At 60.2% G+C, this 17246-nt stretch carries 13 protein-coding genes, 1 tRNA gene and 1 riboswitch; of the genes, 5 read left to right on the top strand and 9 right to left on the bottom strand.

Annotated features, from left to right (window positions below; translation table 11 throughout):
* Positions 1-29 precede the first annotated feature (29 nt).
* Positions 30-1742: a DNA polymerase gene (locus AC2T9U_RS09390; protein ID WP_493695914.1), complete on the top strand. Its 1713-nt coding sequence runs from the start codon at positions 30-32 to the stop codon at positions 1740-1742.
* Between the two features lie 58 nt (positions 1743-1800).
* Here AC2T9U_RS09390 and AC2T9U_RS09395 read toward each other — a convergent pair whose 3' ends face one another.
* From AC2T9U_RS09395 to AC2T9U_RS09410, 4 genes are all read right to left on the bottom strand, one after another.
* Positions 1801-2289, bottom strand: coding sequence for a hypothetical protein (locus tag AC2T9U_RS09395; protein ID WP_115029306.1), 489 nt, complete (start codon positions 2287-2289; stop codon positions 1801-1803).
* A gap of 481 nt (positions 2290-2770) precedes the next feature.
* A tRNA-Thr gene (locus AC2T9U_RS09400) sits at positions 2771-2846 on the bottom strand.
* A gap of 273 nt (positions 2847-3119) precedes the next feature.
* Positions 3120-3851 (bottom strand): transglycosylase family protein, encoded by a 732-nt coding sequence (locus tag AC2T9U_RS09405; RefSeq protein WP_028327133.1) that lies wholly within the window; start codon positions 3849-3851, stop codon positions 3120-3122.
* Positions 3852-3858: 7 nt separating this feature from the next.
* Positions 3859-4031: riboswitch (cyclic di-AMP (ydaO/yuaA leader) on the bottom strand.
* A 261-nt stretch (positions 4032-4292) separates the two neighbouring features.
* Positions 4293-6386 carry a serine/threonine-protein kinase gene (locus tag AC2T9U_RS09410; RefSeq protein WP_493695915.1) on the bottom strand — a complete coding sequence of 698 codons (2094 nt, stop codon included), beginning with the start codon at positions 6384-6386 and terminating at the stop codon, positions 4293-4295.
* Positions 6387-6621: 235 nt separating this feature from the next.
* On the opposite strand from AC2T9U_RS09410, the gene AC2T9U_RS09415 reads away from it, so the two are divergent.
* The 4 genes from AC2T9U_RS09415 (at position 6622) to AC2T9U_RS09430 (ending at position 11500) form a co-directional block, all read left to right on the top strand.
* Positions 6622-8082, top strand: a complete 1461-nt coding sequence (locus tag AC2T9U_RS09415; protein ID WP_493695916.1) for an alpha,alpha-trehalose-phosphate synthase (UDP-forming) — start codon at positions 6622-6624, stop codon at positions 8080-8082.
* Positions 8079-8873, top strand: a complete 795-nt coding sequence (otsB, locus tag AC2T9U_RS09420) for a trehalose-phosphatase (protein WP_493695917.1) — start codon at positions 8079-8081, stop codon at positions 8871-8873. Before AC2T9U_RS09415 ends, otsB begins: the two co-directional genes overlap by 4 nt.
* A 160-nt stretch (positions 8874-9033) precedes the next feature.
* Positions 9034-10194 (top strand): ABC transporter ATP-binding protein, encoded by a 1161-nt coding sequence (locus AC2T9U_RS09425; protein WP_115029298.1) that lies wholly within the window; start codon positions 9034-9036, stop codon positions 10192-10194.
* A gap of 31 nt (positions 10195-10225) precedes the next feature.
* Positions 10226-11500: a DUF4032 domain-containing protein gene (locus AC2T9U_RS09430; RefSeq protein ID WP_493695918.1), complete on the top strand. Its 1275-nt coding sequence runs from the start codon at positions 10226-10228 to the stop codon at positions 11498-11500.
* A gap of 18 nt (positions 11501-11518) precedes the next feature.
* On the opposite strand, the gene rlmB is transcribed toward AC2T9U_RS09430, so the two are convergent.
* The 5 genes from rlmB to ispD all read right to left on the bottom strand — a co-directional run bounded on the left by rlmB (position 11519) and on the right by ispD (position 17243).
* Positions 11519-12502, bottom strand: coding sequence for a 23S rRNA (guanosine(2251)-2'-O)-methyltransferase RlmB (rlmB, locus tag AC2T9U_RS09435; protein WP_115029294.1), 984 nt, complete (start codon positions 12500-12502; stop codon positions 11519-11521).
* Positions 12502-13971 (bottom strand): cysteine--tRNA ligase, encoded by a 1470-nt coding sequence (cysS, locus tag AC2T9U_RS09440; protein WP_493695919.1) that lies wholly within the window; start codon positions 13969-13971, stop codon positions 12502-12504. Before cysS ends, rlmB begins: the two co-directional genes overlap by 1 nt.
* A gap of 62 nt (positions 13972-14033) precedes the next feature.
* Positions 14034-14705: an MBL fold metallo-hydrolase gene (locus AC2T9U_RS09445; RefSeq protein ID WP_493695920.1), complete on the bottom strand. Its 672-nt coding sequence runs from the start codon at positions 14703-14705 to the stop codon at positions 14034-14036.
* On the bottom strand, positions 14702-15790 hold the full coding sequence (locus tag AC2T9U_RS09450; protein WP_115029290.1) for an S-(hydroxymethyl)mycothiol dehydrogenase: 1089 nt from the start codon (positions 15788-15790) through the stop codon (positions 14702-14704). Before AC2T9U_RS09450 ends, AC2T9U_RS09445 begins: the two co-directional genes overlap by 4 nt.
* Positions 15791-16007: 217 nt before the next feature.
* On the bottom strand, positions 16008-17243 hold the full coding sequence (gene ispD / locus AC2T9U_RS09455; protein WP_115032354.1) for a 2-C-methyl-D-erythritol 4-phosphate cytidylyltransferase: 1236 nt from the start codon (positions 17241-17243) through the stop codon (positions 16008-16010).
* Between the last annotated feature and the right edge of the window lie 3 nt (positions 17244-17246).

Raw genomic sequence — 17246 nt, forward strand, 5'->3', positions numbered from 1 at the left:
GGGGTGGTGTCGGGTCGCACAATGGGTGTGTGTCTGATGTGATGGGTTCTTTTTCTGGGGGTGTGGGTTCTGGTGTGCCTGCGGATTGGGTGGCTTTGGTGCTGGGGCCTTCAGCTGCGCAGGCGTGGGGGGCTCCGTCGGTGCCGCGGGTGGCGGTGGTGGGTGCGGGTGTGTGTGAGGTGGTGGATGTGGATCGTGTTGGGGCGGTGGTGGCTGCAGTGGAGCGGGGACGTCCGCGGTGGGTGTGGTGGGAGGCTGCTGAGGTGGCTGGGGTGTTGGCTCGTTCGGGGGTGTGTCCGGGGCGGGTGTGGGATGTTGCGCAGGCGCATCGGTTGATTCATGGAGGGTGGGAGGCTGGGCCTGGGGTGGCGTGGGCGGTGGCGCATGGGTTGTCGTTGGAGGGGGTTGAGGCGCCTGCGGGGGATGATTTGTTGGGTTTGATGGGTGGGGGTGGTGATGCGGTGGATGTGGTTTCTGATGCGGGGTATTTGCTTCCGGCTGCGGTTGGGGGGACGTGGGCGGTTGATGATGCTCGGTTGGTGCAGGTGGCCGGTGCGGTGTTGGAGTGTGCGCGGGCACAGGCACAGTTGGCTGGGGAGTTGGGGCCTCGGTTGGTGAGCACGGTGTATTCGGAGTCTGCTGCGGCGGTGGTGTGTGTTGAGTTGGAGCGGGTTGGGGTGCCGGTGGATCGGGGGGCGTTGTTGTCGGTGATTGAGCCGTTGTCGGGGGATACGGTGGCGTTGGATGCGTCGGTGTTGGACCTTGTGCCTGATGCGGGGCGTGTGGATTTGCGTAATCCGTTGCAGGTGCGGGGTTTGTTGGCGGGGGTGGGGATTGATGTTCCGGATACGCGTAAGTGGACGTTGGAGGCGTTTCGGCAGGTGCATCCGGTGGTACCTGCGTTGTTGAGGTGGCGGGCCGATGAGCGGATTCGTACGACGTATGGGATGCGTTGGTTGGCTGAGCATGTAGGTGAGGATGATCGGCTTCGGGGGCGGTGGCATCCGTGTGATGGGGGTGCGGGCAGGATGACTGCTGAGGCTGGGTTGCACAGTATTCCGGCGGTTTTGCGTCCGGGGGTGGCTGCGCGTGAGGGGTGGGTGTTGGTGCGGGCTGATTTGGGTCAGGTGGAGCCGCGGGTTTTGGCTGCGGTTTCTGGGGATCGGGCGATGGCTGCGGCGACTGCTGCTGATGATTTGTATGCAGGGGTGGCTCGGCAGTTGGGGGTGGACCGTCCGCATGCGAAGGTGGCGATGTTGGCGGCGATGTACGGTCAGCGTACGGGTACTGCGGCGCAAGCGTTGCGCGGGTTGGAGCGGGCGTTTCCGAGGGCTATGGGTGTGTTGGATTGGGCGCAGCAGGTGGGGGTGGCTGGTGGTGAGTTTCGTACGTTTGGGGGGCGTTTGATTCCGACGGGACGGTTGTCGCCGGGGGGTGATCAGGCGAGGGTGTTAGGGCGGGGTCGGTTTGCTCGGAATGCGATTATTCAGGGGGCTGCGGCTGAGTTGTTTAAAGCGTGGGTGGCGACGGTGCGTGCTGTGTTGCCGTCGTTGGGTGGGGAGATTGTGATGTGTTTGCACGATGAGTTGTTGGTGCATGTGCCGCAGGAATGTGCTGGTGATGCGGTGGCTTTGGTGGATCAGGCGTTGGTGGATGCGGCGCGGCGGTGGACTGGTGGTGCGCCGGTGCGTTTTGTGTCGGATACGCAGGTGGTGCGGCGGTGGAGTGAGGCCAAGGGGTGAGGGTATGGGTGAGGGCGGGTGTGGTGTCACCCGCCCTCGTGCGTTGTGGTGTGTGGTTTTAGCTGATGAGTTCTTTTTTGGCTTTGCGAGCTTTTTTGGCGGCGTGTTTTTGTGCTTTCTTTGCGCTCTTTTTGACGCCGCGTCCTGCGGAGAAGAGTGAGTCTAGGAGCAGGGAGCCTGCGATTCCGGTGAGGAAGACGTCTTTGGCGATGGCGGTTCCTTCTTGAGTGGGGCGGATGCCATCGACGGTCAGGCCAGGGGTGTTGCGGTACATGTTGAGTAGTCCGCCGCTGAAGGCACCGAGGGCTAGTCCTGCTGCCCAGTTGGGGACAACGGGAAGGATGAGGGCGGCTCCGAGGGCGGTTTCTCCGTAGGAGAGTGCTTTGCCAAAGGTGTCGGCAGGGACGTCTTTAAGCTGGGGGACACCGTTAGCGCCCATGTCGCGGAGGTTTTCGTAGGCGTCGGTGGGTAGGTTCCGTTTGCCAAGTCCGGAGTTGAGGATGAATAGGCCGGCAGCCAGCCTGGCTGGAGCGAGAACAAGGCTCATGGTTCCTCCTGGTGGTGTGCAGCGGCGCTGGTGGGGGTTGTAGGTGCCGCGGGTGTGCGCACTTTATGTGCGTGGTGTTTCAGCTGCCCCGGTGGGAACAGTTGATCTATTCCCACCATGTCATGAGTCGGTCGTGCTGGCACGGTAAGACACTGTTATCTGTGCACAGTGTTCGTTGTGGGAGGGTGTTTGCGCAGCGTGTTGCAGCATTGGATGCATGTGTACATATGGGGCAGGGGGCAAGCAGCGCTGTTCCATGTCTGTGGATCATGGCCTCTCGTCTACGCGCCTTATGCCTTCGTTGCGGTTCACTTTTCAGTGAGAGCTTTTATGTCTAACGGGAGAAGCAGACAGCCACCCCCATCGGCCCCGCCGGGTGGCTCCACGATGGTCCCGCCGGGTGGCGCTTGAAAATGGCCCCATGAATGGCCCCACAAAAACAACTGCAGGCCAGAGCTGAATGCTCTGACCTGCAGTTTCTTGGAGCTGGCGAGGGGACTTGAACCCCTAACCCCCTGTTTACAAGACAGGTGCGCTACCGATTGCGCCACGCCAGCAGTCTCCCCATTGGGAGAGCACATGCGCCATCATAGCGGTCTTGTTCCTGAGCGCCGAATCGAGCGCTGCATGCCTGGTTCTCAGCCGCTACAACATGGAACCAGGCATGCAAACTTCTCTCGACACGACAAGTAGCGGGTGCTGTGCACAGCACCCGCTACTTGTACTACACCAAACGGTTTGCCATTCCCCCGAGCGATCCCCCTACACAGGTGAGGCCGTGTCGTCGGATCGGATAACCGAGTTAGCCTCGGTTAAAAGGACCCATTCACTCAGACGCGGGCCTGAATGTAGTGAGACAGGACGTTGATGGTGCCCTTCGTGAAGTACGAAAGGCCGGTGCGCTTGGCACCAATGAGGTTCTCGACAGCGCGAACCGTGTTCGGCCCGATGACACCGTCAGCAGCAACTCCTGCCTTACGCTGCAGCGCCTTGATACCGGACTTGGTGAGGAAGTGGTGACGGTCCATGCCGAGCCACGTGTAGAAGTCACGGGTATCAGCGCGGTTCAGCCATGCAGACTGCACGCCAGCCGTGGAACCAGTGGGCTTGACGCCCTTCTTGGAAGGAGCGTTCGTCACACCCTTGCCAGCGCTGGCGCCACCGGAAGAAGCCAACCCGTTAGCGCGGGTCAGACCTGCTTTGCGGGAGCAGACCGGCCAAGCACCGGGGCCCTGCATGCGGAGCAGGTTCTGAGCAACAGCAATCTGCTGCGCTTTGGTGGCTTTGTGGGGCATGGAGGCGTACTTGGTACCACCAGCGGCTTTCCAGCTGCTCTTGGAGAACTGCAGGCCACCGTAGTAGCCGTTACCGGAAGCAATGCTCCAGTTGCCACCAGACTCACAGGCCGCAACACGGTCCCACACGTCGCCAGCGGCGTGAGCCGAAGACGAGGACGTGGTGACACCTGCAGCAGTAGCCGCACCGGCAACCGCGACGACACCCGCGAGCCGAGCAGCCATCTTGGGCTTGCGCGGAGCAGCATGTTTAGGAACGTAAGACAAAGTTTTTTCCTCTCCTGACGAGCGCCTACGGGGTTAGCTGTCGGGTTCGGGCGCCAGGTGCCCGGGCGAAATGCTCGCCTTTACCCCCAGGCCACTGGAGCGTGACCGCCGTTCCGATCATGGTGACCGGAACATATGGTTCCCCCGCCTTCGTCTGGTCCGGGTAGGTCCCGGATCACGTGCCCGCCGACGAAGTTCAGCGCTCAGGCACGTGCGCTCAATGGTCATGCGATTGGTGACGTTGCTGCCAACGACTTTGTTGGAGCAGCAACGGCTGCGACTCTAGGTCACGACTCGATAACGAGCAAGGAAATGGGTCGCCCACGGCGCGGCGCAACCCAGCTGCCATACCGCAGTAAACACGGGCGCGTTAATAACACAGAAACCCGAAAGCGAAGGTCGTAGGCTCAAGTCGAACGAAACCTGGGATTAAGTTCGACTTCACCACCACCGGAAAAATGTGTCCGAAATCACATTATCTAACGGCGACCAGTTCACTCGGATACCGCTGGCCTGTAACCGCAGGGTGAGGTAAAGCACCACGATGACCAGCACCGACGTGAAAATCGTTACACCCTTACGCCCCGGTGTCGCTGCCCGCACAATCAGACGCGTGCCCCGACGCAATCCCGCACCACCTGCACCCCACCACGCAACCATGACACCAATTGCCGCGCCCGCAGCCAGAGCAACCTCGCCGAAAGGATCCACAGAGGACCTACCAAACAGATACATCAACCCCGACGTACCAAACATTCCCGCCACAGCAATGACCGTCACCGGCACAACTGCAAGCAACGTCACAACAGTCGCAGACACAATCCGCAACGGCGCAAGCATCACAGCACCGAAAACATCCATGCTGCTAGGCCCCTTCTCCAACCGCCGATCCCGTACACCCCGCACCGACTCATACGTCGTCCGAGCGACAACACCCCACAGCGTGCACAACACCAAAGTCCACACCGGGAAAGACGCAGCCAACGCCATCACAAGCAATCCCAGCCCAGCCAGCGCCGGAGTCAAAGACTTACGCACCTGCGGCTGCGAAGCCTGTTGCACAGCGGTACCGCCACGCACCTGAGCAAACTTCCCCTGCTGCCTGATCGCATCACTCCACCCAGCGAACTTCTCCTTAGCCCGCTCAACATAACCACCAACACCAGCTTCCTGACCGCCCTTGACTGGAGCAGACGAAGCAACCTGCCCAATACCTCTGGTCTCAGACATCGAATGCGGCTGATCGGGCACCATCAAACGGGAAAACGGGCGCCCATCGGCTCCAGCGGAAGACAACGCACGCTTGCCCCAAGAGTTCTGGAACATGCCGATCTCTTCATCAGTTTCAGCCTTACCCGCAGGCGGAGCACCAAACCCCGTATACCCGCCGCTAGTGCTCAGACGCGCCGTGGCAGCTTGCTCTCCAGAAGGAGCCACCGCTGGCATCGTTCGAGTCTCAATCCGCGGGTGAGCCGCCGTAGCTGCCATCCCTGAATCAGTTGACAACTGCTCTGTTCGCCCATCCCCCACAGGTGCTTGCGCCGCCGGGAATCGCGCCGTAGCCGCCCCCATCGACAACTGCTCCGTAGCACCCGAAACAGCAGACAAACGCCCTGTCGCCCCAGCACTCAACTGCTGCGTTGCACCAGAATCAACGGCCAACTGCTGCGTCACCACCAAGGCGTCGCCAGCCACAGGGCCCGTTCCATCTGAACGCGCCTCTTCCAACAACCACAACAACGTATGCGGTTCAGGACGCTGCTCCCGATCCGGAACCAACGCAGAACGCAACATATCCGCCACCGAACTAGGCACGCCCTCCAAATCAGGTCGTCCCGTATGCACCCGCGACAACACCGCATCCAACGGACCACGCCCAAACGGCGGCCGACCAGTCAACGCATACGTCAACGTCGCAGCCCACGCCCACCAGTCCGAATCCGCCGCAACGACCTCACCACTAAGCACCTCCGGAGGCAAATACCCCGGCGTGCCCATCACCACGCCCGCCTGCGTCAACCGACAATCATCAGCAGCCTGCGCAATACCAAAGTCAATAACAACAGGGTCATCCCCTTCCATCAGCACATTCGTCGGCTTCAAATCACGATGCACCACCCCCGCAGCGTGAATCGCATCCAACGCCTCACCCAAACCACGACCAAGAACACGCACCTCAGCCAACGACAACGGCCCAGACTCACGCACCCGCTGATCCAACGACAACCCCGGCACATACCGCGTCACCAAATACGGAGTCTCACCATCCAAATCCGCATCCACCAGCGGAGCCACCCGAGGATCATCGATCCGCTGCAACGAAGAAAACTCACGCCGCAACCTCGCCCACGCCGAACCATCAGCAGCGATATGCGGTTGCAAAACCTTCACCGCAACCCCGCGACCCCCCGCATCCGTGCCGAGATACACGATGCCCATCCCACCGGAACCCAACTCGTGATGCAGCGTGTACGAGCCCAGCAGACGCGGGAAATCCGCTTCACCCATCTTCGCCATACCGGCCCGATCGCTCATCCGTACTCCTCATATCTCATGAACAGAAAAAGCCACTGCTCCACCACCCACTAACCCCGATCACAACGTGACCCACCCTAGGAACGAACAAGCCACACGAATCGTTCTTCGTCTTCCCCTCGCCGATCGGCCTCCATCGATCCTAGGATGGTCCAGATCGCTACGTGCACCAGAAGCCCCCACACACCCACACAGTCCCGCACGAAGCGACAACGCGATTGACACAGGAGTCACGATGCCCGAAACCACACCCACCTTCGACTTCGTCATCGCGGCTAACCGGCTCCCCGTAGACAGCCACACCGAACCAGACGGAACTCACTCCTGGAAACGCAGCCCCGGTGGCCTGGTTACCGCCATGGACTCCGTCATGCGTAACCGCTCCGGAGCCTGGGTCGGCTGGGCCGGAGACCCAGGAGAAGCACCCGCACCCTTCGAAGACGAAGGAATGCATCTACACCCCATCGCCCTATCCGCAGAAGAAGTCAAGGCCTACTACGAAGGCTTCTCCAACGACACGCTCTGGCCTATCTATCACGACGTCATCGTCCCCGCCCAATTCCACCGATCCTGGTGGCACGCATACCAACGAGTCAACCGCAGATTCGCCGACGAAATCGCCACCGTCGCTGCCCCCAAAGCCACCATCTGGGTCCACGACTACCAACTCCAACTCGTCCCAGCCCTCCTGCGCGCACAACGCCCCGACCTACGCATCGGCTGGTTCAACCACATCCCCTTCCCCCCACTCGAACTCTTCAGCCAACTACCCTGGCGACGCAACATCCTCGAAGGACTCGCATCCGCTGACTTCCTCGGCTTCCAACGCCCCGCCGACGCCAGCAACTTCCTCCACGCCGCCAAATGGGCCGGAAACATGACCGTCAAAGGCGACACCGTCACCATCGGCAGCGACTCCCCCCACACCGGACACACAGCCCGCGCCGCCGCCCTACCCATCTCCATCGACTTCGAAAACTACGACGACCTCGCCCGCCGCCCCTCCGTGGTCAAACGAGCAAAAGAAATCCGCGAAGAACTCGGCAACCCCGACACAATCCTCCTAGGCGTGGACCGCCTCGACTACACCAAAGGCATCCGCCACCGCCTCAAGGCCTACCAAGAGCTCCTCACCGACGGACGACTCGAAGTCCCCGGAACTACCCTCATCCAAGTCGCCGTCCCTTCCCGCGAGCGCGTCCAGTCCTACCAACACCTCCGCGACCAAGTCGAACTCAACGTCGGCCAAGTCAACGGCGAATTCTCCGACGTCACCCACACCGCCCTGCAATACCTCCACCAATCCATGGACCGCGAAGAACTCGCTGCCATGTACCGCGCCGCCGACATCATGCTCGTCACCCCCCTACGCGATGGCATGAACCTCGTCGCCAAGGAATACGTCGCCTGCCGTCCCGACCACGGCGGCGCCCTCGTGCTCTCCGAATTCACCGGCGCAGCCATAGAGCTCAACGCCGCCTACATTCACAACCCCCACGACATCCAAGGCCTCAAAGACACCATCATCCGAGCCATCCATGCCCCCAGCGAAGACAACCGCAAACGCATGCGCACCCTACGCCGAAAAGTCCGCGACAACTCCGTCCAAAAATGGGCCGAAGCCTTCCTCACCGCCCTGGAGATCGCCCCCGCCAAACCCAGCCCCCGCCGCAACCGCAAAACCACCACGCCATGACCACCCTCACCCCCCAAATCACCGCACTCCTAGCCCGCGCAGCCACCGCCGAGCACCTCATCGTCGCCAGCGACTTCGACGGCACCCTAGCTTTCTTCCATGACGACCCCATGGCCGTGCGCCCCCTAGCGGGAACTATCGAAGCCCTACAACACCTCGCTTGCCTACCTCACACAACCAGCGCACTGGTATCCGGACGCGACCTTGCCACCCTGACCCACCTCACCGACAACCCCCACAACATCACCCTCATCGCCAGCCACGGCGCCCAAAGCAACAACCCCCGCATCGCAGATGAGACGCCCTTGACCGACACCCAACAAGCCGCCCTAGCCCACCTCAACCACCTCGCTCACACACTCAAACAGCGCTACCCCGGCATCACCATCGAAAACAAATCTGCCGCCGTAGTCATCCACGTACGACAACTGCCCCCAGAACAACGAAAAGAAGCCATCGACGCCGCCATCACCACCATCCGTACCCACACCAACCTCGAACCCCTCCTAGGCAAAAACGTCGTCGAAACCGCCGTCCTACACGCCACCAAAGGTGGCGCCCTAACCACCCTGGCCTCCCTGACCCACCCTCAAACTGCCCTCGTCTATTTCGGGGACGATCTCACCGACGAAACCGTCTTCGAAACCTTTCACGACCCCCAAACGTCATTCACATTCAAAGTCGGTGACGGCCCCACATCCGCCACCACACGCCTACCTGACCCCCACTACGTCCTCGCGGCACTTACCTGCCTGACCCACCTACGCACCCAACACACCCAACACACATAACCTCACAAGAAACACCAGCACCACAGCACTTCCCCCAAGCCCGCAGCGCACAAACCACCAAAACGCCACAACATCAGGCAACAATGGAAACAGACGGCCCCACGATCAAGACCGTCACAAAGAACGCAATGTCGCGTTCAAGAAAGGTGATCACGAGCTGATGGCAAGCGTGACGTTCGATGCTGCGACCCGCGTGTACCCGGGCAGCGAACATCCCTCCGTAGATGCCGTGACCTTCAACATCGCCGACGGAGAATTTCTTTCCCTCCTCGGCCCACACGGCGCCGGAAAATCCACCGCACTGCGCATGCTCGCCGGACTCGAAGAAGTCACCGCCGGCCGCATCCTCCTGGACGGCCAGGATATCGACACCATCCCGCCCCACGACCGCGACGTCGCCATGGCATTCCAGAACTACGCCCTTTACCCCCACATGAGCGTCGCCGACAACATGGGATTCGCCCTACGTGTGGCCGGTATACCCGCCAAAGAAATCGACCGACGAGTCCGCCACGCAGCCGAAATCCTCAACCTCACCGACCAGCTCAACGCACTGCCCGACCAGCTCAACGGCCACGGAGCACGCCAACTCGTCGCTCTAGGCCGCGCCGTCGTCCGCGAACCACGCGTCTTCATGATGGACGACCCCCTCGCCAATCTCGACGCCGACCTACGCCTAGACACCGGCCACCACATCGCCGAACTCCAACAACGCCTCGGCATCACCACACTCTTTGCCACCTCATCCCCCACCGAAGCCGAAGCCTTCGGTAACCGCATCGCCGTCCTCAACCACGGACGCCTTGAACAAATCGGTCCACCCGAAGACATCATCAACACACCCGCCTCCATCTTCGTAGCCCTCTACGCAGCCCCCGAACCCATGAACCTGTTCTTAGCTCCCATCAACGGCAACCACGCCACCCTGGGCAGCTCCACCATCCCCATCCCCGACCACATCCGCCACTACCTCACCGACACCATCGTGCTCGGTGCCCGCCCTGGCCACACCACCATCAGCCCCGACAACACCGGCTGCCCTACTCACATCGACACCATCACCCCCGCCCCACCCCACGGCGCCATCACTCGCTACACAGCCACCGCCACCATGCGCGAACACCTCGATACCACCATCCCCGCCCTCAACCGCATCGACCACGACCTCGCCGACACCGACACAAGCCTGCCCATACCCCCACTACGAGCACTCATTCCCACCGAGCACAATCTCTCCCAAGGCGACCTGGTCCACCTCGCACCCGACCCCAACCACATTCACTTCTTCAATCCGCACACAGGCCAACGCCTCGGGCCGTGACTCCACGCCCCGAAAGTGCCAGCATGGCCCTGTGGCCCTGAGCATCACAACAACTGAACCCACCCCAGAGCTTCTCGACCTCCCCTGGGACACCGCCCTAGCGGACTGGCCAATCAGCCGCTTCGCCGCCCTCCCCCGCGGAATCTCCCGCCACGTCGTACGATTCGTCAACGTTGGCCCCCGCATCATCGCTCTCAAAGAAATCAAAGCCGAACTTGCCCGCGGCGAGTACACCATGCTCCGCAACCTGCAACGCCTCGATCAACCCTGCGTGACTCCCCTGGGCGCCGTCGATGGACGCACCACCGCTACTGGTCACCCTCTCGACGCTGTCCTCATCACCGAACACCTCCAGTTTTCCCTGCCGTACCGCGCTCTCTTTAGCCGAAAACTGCAACCCGACACAGCAGAACGCCTCATCGGTGCCCTAACAGTCCTACTTGTGCGACTCCACCTCGCCGGATTCTGGTGGGGAGACGTCTCCCTCTCTAACACCCTGTTCCGCCGCGACGCCGACGACTTCAGCGCCTACCTCGTCGACGCCGAAACCGGACAGCTCTTTCCCCAGCTCACTGAAGGCCAGCGCCGCCATGACCTGGACATCGCCCACGTCAACATCGCCGGCGAACTCATGGACCTCATCGCCGGAGGCCTGCTCAGCCCAGACCTAGACCCCATCGCCACATCAGAACAAGTTATCTCCAGATACCACAGCCTCTGGAACGAACTGACCGCATCCGAAGCCCTCACCACCGGTGAAACATGGCGAATGGAAGAGCGTATCCGCCGCCTCAACCTTCTAGGTTACAACGTCGACGAGCTCTCGGTCACCAGGGAAGGCAACGGAGAAACAATCCAAATCACCCCGAAAGTAGTCGACGCAGGATACAGCCACCGACGCCTCATGCGACTGACCGGGCTCGACGTCCAAGAAAACCAAGCACGGCGACTCCTGTCCGATATGGACACATACCGTGCTTCTCTATCCCCCAACATTCTGGAATCAGTCGCAGCCCACGAATGGCTCGTTAACGTCTACGAACCGGTCACAGCCAACATCCCCTCAAACATGGCTGCCAAGCTCGAACCTGCGCAGGTATTCCACGAAGTGCTCGAACACCGCTGGTACCTTTCCGAACGCGCTGGGTACGACGTATCCGTGCAGTGGGCATTCGCTGACTACTTGAGCCAGGTTCTGCCCAGCAAACCCGATGAGAAAGCAATCGTTGGGGTCAACACCACCGCGATACCCATCATCGTGACCAACAATGCAGCAGACGGCGCCACCGGCACACACACCGAATGACGCCGTCAAGCTAAAGCCTCAGCGACGCACCGCCGCCCGCGTTGCTGCTACCTGGTAAAGAGTAATTCCCGCAGCAACAGAGGCATTCAATGATTCCATCTCGCCGCTCATCGGAATATCAACAACTTGATCGCACGTCTCACGTACCAAGCGCGACATGCCCTTGCCTTCTGAACCAACAACCACCACCAAAGGCGTATCAGCTAGCTGCAGGTCAGGAAGGCCCACATCGCCATCCATATCCAGCCCAATAACGAAATACCCCGCTTTGCGGAACTGTTCAAGGGTGCGTGTCAGGTTTGTCACCGAGGCAACTGGCACGCGCGCAGCAGCACCCGCAGAGGTTTTCCACGCTGCCGCGGTCATCGTCACAGAGCGGCGTTCAGGTAACACGATGCCGTGCGCACCGAATGCTGCTGCGGATCGGATGATGGCACCCAAGTTACGGGTATCAGTAATCCCATCGAGCGCCACCACCAGCGGCACGCCCGCAGGACGATCAAAAGGATCTTCCGGATGAATCAACGACTCGATGTCGGCATACTTGTAGGCCTTCATCTTGGCTGCGATGCCCTGATGAACTGTGGAATCAGTAATGCGTTCCATCTCGCCGCGAGGCGCGTCAAGAACGGGGATGCCTTTTTCTGTCGCCAGAGCGACAGCTTCGCGCAACCGTGGCTCATCTACCTTGCCAGAGATATACAAGGTGATGATAGGCATGTCCTCGCGCAGCGCCTCAAGAACAGCGTTGCGGCCCATGATGACGTCATCGCTGTCACGGTGAGGACGTTTACCTGGCGCAGCAGTGCGAGTTTTAGCGCGAGTCAGTGCAGCTTGTTTAGCTTTGTAGGCCTTGTGATACGGACGATCCTCAGCTTTGGGTGTTGGACCTTTGCCTTCAAGCCCTTTACGCCGTTGTCCGCCAGAACCGACAACCATGCCTTTTTTACTGCCGGGTTTGCGGACTGCTCCTCGTTTGCGGGAGTTACCAGTTCCTGCCATTACGCACCTGCCTTTGCCAGGGTCCAACGAGCACCGGACGGGGTGTCCTCGACGACCACACCAAGGCTGGTGAGGGTGTCGCGGATGGCGTCGGCGGTGGCGAAGTCCTTGTTTTTCCGCGCGGTCGCGCGGGCTTGAAGTTGAGCACGGATGAGTCCGTCGAGGACATCCATCGCGTGTTGCTCGGAGGAGCCGCTCTTATCCCATTGTGAGTCCAGCGGGTTGATGCCGAGGATTGTGGTCATCGTGCCGACAGCAATGGCTGCTTGGTGAGCAGCAGCGGTATCGCCTTTATCCAGAGCGGCGTTGCCTGCACGGAGGGTGTCGTGAACGACTGCGAGTGCGCCGGGCACGTTGAGGTCATCGTTCATAGCTGCGGCGAACGCATCAGGTACAGCAAGGTGATCTGGCGTGTGGATGTCAACGCCGGTGCGAAGAACCAGCGCGGCTGCTTCGAGGTCAGGAATGGTTTCGATGCAGCGGTTCAGGAACCCGGTGATGCGCTCGGCTGCGGAGGCAGCTTCCTCCAAAGATGTGGGGTAGTACTCGATAGTGGATCGGTATTGGGAAGCGCCGAGGTAGTAGCGGACGGCCAGTGGCGCGGCTTGGGTGGTGATCTGGGCGATGGTCATGCCATTCCCCAGGGATTTGCTCATTTTTTCCCCGCCGGCAGTGAGCCAGCCATTGTGCATCCAGTACTGCGCGAATCCGTAACCTGCTGCGCGGGATTGAGCTTGTTCGTTTTCGTGATGGGGGAAGCGCAGGTCCACCCCTCCACCGTGAATGTCGAAGGCGTCACCGAGGTATTTGCGTGCCATGGCGGAGCATTCGAGGTGCCATCCGGGGCGTCCGCGTCCATAAGGGGTGGGCCAGGATGCGGTTTCAGGCTCGCCTTGTTTGAAACCTTTCCAGAGCGCAAAGTCTCGGGGGTCGCGTTTTCCTCGTGGGTCGGCGTCTTCAGCCGCAGACATGTCTTCGACCTTTTGGCGGGTGAGCGCCCCGTACTCGGGGTAGCTACGAACATCGAAGTAAACATCGCCGGAGCCATCTTCGGCCGGGTAGGCGTGGCCGAGTTCGATAAGGCGTTCCATCAGTTCGACCATCTCAGGGATGTGACCGGTGGCGCGTGGTTCGAACGTGGCGTCGATGACCCCGAGAGTGCGCAGCGCGTCAGAGGTTTCGCGTTCGTGTGCGTAACTCCATGCCCACCAGGGGCGGTCATTCTCAGCGGATTTGCGAAGGATTTTGTCGTCGATGTCAGTGACGTTGCGCACGAGGGTGACGTCGTAGCCATGTCCCCAGGCAAGCCAACGGCGCAGGATATCGAATCCTACGGCGAAGCGTAGGTGCCCGATGTGGGGAGTCCCCTGAGTGGTGAGGCCACAAATGTAGATGCCGACTTTGCCTGGTGTGAGCGGGACGAAGTCTCGCTGGGTACGGGTGGCGGTGTCGTAGAGGCGCAATGTCACGTACCCAGCGTAACGAATGGTGTCCGTGCGGTTTCCCGCGACGGACACCATTCGTGGACTGGTCAGTGACCGCGGGCGCGCCACTCCGGCAGATGGGGTGCTTCATCTCCGATGGTGGTGGTTTCTCCGTGCCCGGTGAGAACGAGGGTTTCACTGGGCAAAGTCAGCAGTGATCCCGTGATGGATTCAAGGATGGTGTCAAAGTCGCTGAAGGATCGACCCGTAGCACCGGGGCCACCGTTAAAGAGGGTGTCACCAGAGAAGACGGCTGCCAGCTGCGGAATATGCAAGCAGACGCTGCCGGGTGAGTGGCCAGGAGTATGCAGGACCCGCAGTTCGAGGACTCCCCCAGCAGCTAGGGGAAGGTCAATGGTCTGCCCTGCGTTAAGTGATTTGTCTGCGGGGCGAGGTTGGATTTCTTCGTAGAGAAAGTTGTCCTCGGGGTGCAGATAGATGGGCGCGAGGGTCGCATCGGCAAGCGCGGTAACAGCGCTGTGATGGTCATCGTGGCCATGGGTCAACAGGATCGCTTCGACCCTGCGGCCGTCAATGGCTTCAAGAATGGGGTCTGCGTCGTGGGCGGCATCGATGACAATGACAGTTTTCTCGTCGCCGATGATGTAGACGTTGTTATCGACTTCCCAGGTGCCCCCATCGAGACTGAAGGTGCCGTGGGTGACGACGGAGCTGATGGTAACGCCGGGGATTGTTCCTGGTGTGGCAATAGTGTTCACAGGATCACCACCGATCGGAGAACGTCGCCTGCGGCCATTTTGTCGAAGGCTTCATTAACGGAGTCAAGAGAGATTTTTTCGCTGACAAAGGTGTCAAGGTCGATGCGTTTCTGTAGATGAAGATCAATGAGCATAGGGAAATCTCGGCTGGGTAGGCAGTCTCCGTACCAGGCGGGTGAAATAGATCCGCCTGCACCGTAGAGCTGGTCAAGAGGGACGGTGGTTTTCTGGCCAGGTTGAGGTACGCCGACCATGATGAGTCGGCCAGCGAGGTCACGAGAAGCGAGTGCTTGTTCCCACGTGTCAGCGCGGCCGGTGGCTTCGATGACGACGTCGGCACCGAAACCGTCAGTGGCATCTTTGATGGCTTGGATGGGGTCGATTTTTTTGCTGTTGATGGTGTGTGTGGCGCCAAATTCCTTGGCTTTATCGAGTTTACGGTCGTCGATGTCGACAGCGATGACCGTGGTAGCGCCAGCGATGAGGGCTCCCATGATGGCGGCATCGCCTACGCCACCGCATCCGTACACTGCGACGCTTTCACCGCGTTTAATTTTGGCGGTGTTCATGGCTGCTCCGGCGCCAGCCATGATGCCGCATCCGACCAGTCCTGCGGCGGCAGGGGTCACTGCGGGGTTAACTTTGGTGCACTGTCCAGCAGCGACGAGTGTTTTTTCCGCGAATGCGCCAATTCCTAGGGCTGGCTCAAGTTCGGTGCCATCTTCGAGCGTCATTTTTTGGGTGGCATTGGCAGTGTTGAAGCAGTACCAAGGTTCTCCGCGTTTGCAGGCTCGGCACTGGTCACCGCAGATAGCTCGCCAGTTAAGGATCACGAAATCACCGACCTGGAGGTCGTTGACGTCTTCACCGATTGCTTCAACAATGCCTGCTGCTTCATGCCCCAGGAGGTAGGGGAAGTTATCTCCAACTCCTCCGGCAACGTAGTTGTGGTCGGTGTGACAGACGCCGCATGCCTGAATTTTCACGACGGCTTCACCGGGGCCTGGGTCAGGGACCACGATGGTGGTGAGTTCAACGGGTGCGTCTTTGGAGCGGGCGATAACGCCGTTGACGATGCTGGGCACGAAACCTCCTAGATCGCTTCCGCGCGCCGCGATTGGCGTGTGGGTGTTCGCGTTTGGTCTGTACATCCAGCCTAGCTATGTCTACCTGGGAGTCAGTTGTACTGGCCCTCGCCACAAGCGCTGAAAGCCAGATCGGTATCCATGGCAGGCTTTTTGTGAGTCAGATCACGCTCATTTGCCGCAGTGAGTGACTGCACTTTTCCAGTGTGCGGAATTGTCAGTTCTGCGGTACAACAACCGCTGTAGCTATGGCGGCTACTCCTTCGCCGCGTCCGGTCAACCCCAATCCGTCTGTGGTGGTTCCTGCGACCGAAACGGGGGCACCGCAGGCGGCGGAAAGAACCTGTTCAGCTTCAGCACGTCGCTTTCCCACTTTGGGGCGGTTACCAACAACTTGCACAGACACATTCCCAATTACATATCCGGCTTCGCGAACAAGTCGGGCTGCTTCTGTAAGAAGAACTACGCCGGAGGCACCTGACCACTGTGGCTGGCCCGTTCCAAAGTGGGTCCCAAGATCACCGATTCCCGCAGCGGAAAACAACGCGTCACAACACGCATGTGCAGCAACATCGGCATCAGAGTGACCGTCGAGGGCCAGTTCTCCTGGCCATGCCAATCCGGCAACCCATAAAGTACGCCCAGAATCTTCAGATGCATTGGCGTGCACATCCACTCCGTGACCAATGCGAGGCATCACTAGCGCAGGTGATTGCTGAGGCTGAACAGTGGGATTCATTTTGCTCGATAAAGCAGAAGCTAAAGCAGTAATACGTTCAAGGTCGGCAGGGGTGGTGATCTTATCTGCTTGCGGGTGGCCTGGAATGACACGAACAGACTCGCCAAGACGTTCCACCAAGGAGGCATCATCGGTGACCTCTTGGTCTATCACTTCACGGTGGGCCCGAACAAGCACATCGGTTCGGAATCCTTGCGGAGTTTGCACGGCTCGCAAACTCGCACGCGCCGGGGTCACAGTAACAATGTCGTCACTATCGACGTATTTAATCGTGTCACTAACCGCAAGGCCTGGGATCACTGCCGCATCACCGGCACTAACAGCCGCAATAACATTTTCAAATAAAGTAACCGGCGCCAACGCACGAGCCGCATCATGCACAAGAACAATATCGGCGCCGACCTTTTCCACCTCAGCAAGTCCACGCGCCACGGAGTCACTGCGCTGGGCTCCACCTGGAACCACCACAACAGCTGGCGCCTGGGCAGTAGACATGCCTGAGGCGGTTACCCCATCACGGGCAACCGCCTCAGCAACATCCATATGTGTGGCCGGTGCGACCACAACAATCGTGCTCACTGCACTCACCTGGACTACACGCTCCATTGCCCATGAGAGCAACGGGCGGCCAGCCATTTCGACCAGTGCTTTCGGGCGGTCAGCACCCAGCCGGGAACCAGCACCAGCAGCAACCACGATCACAGCAACACGCATGCC

The sequence above is a fragment of the Dermatophilus sp. B7861-1 genome, from assembly GCF_058996045.1.